General features: G+C 69.4%; 1 protein-coding gene. It reads left to right on the top strand.

The window, feature by feature from the left end; all coding sequences use genetic code 11:
* The coding region (locus SB847_RS22500; RefSeq protein WP_410579005.1) for a hypothetical protein at window positions 1-229 on the top strand (229 nt) is incomplete at both ends.

The following is a 229-nucleotide window of genomic DNA, read 5'->3' as shown; positions in this document are numbered from 1 at the left end:
CGACTCGGCGAGCGGCCGCATCGAGACGTTCCAGCTTGGCGGCTCGGGCGCTCCGGTGTCGCTCGGCGTGACTAACGCCAGTGCCAACGGCCTGCGCCTGCGCATCACACCGGATGGGCGCTTCCTGTACACGCCGTCCTTCAACGGCACGCTGTACGGCTTTGCGATCAACGCGGCGAGCGGCGCGCTGACGCCGGTGCCGGGCAGCCCGTTCGTCACGGGCAATAAC

Origin of the sequence: Bacillus sp. SIMBA_026 (genome assembly GCF_046535335.1) — a bacterium.
Lineage (GTDB): Bacteria > Bacillota > Bacilli > Bacillales > Bacillaceae > Bacillus > Bacillus velezensis.
Note: the sequence above shows the minus strand (reverse complement) of the source record. Positions and strands in the feature narration are given on the sequence as shown.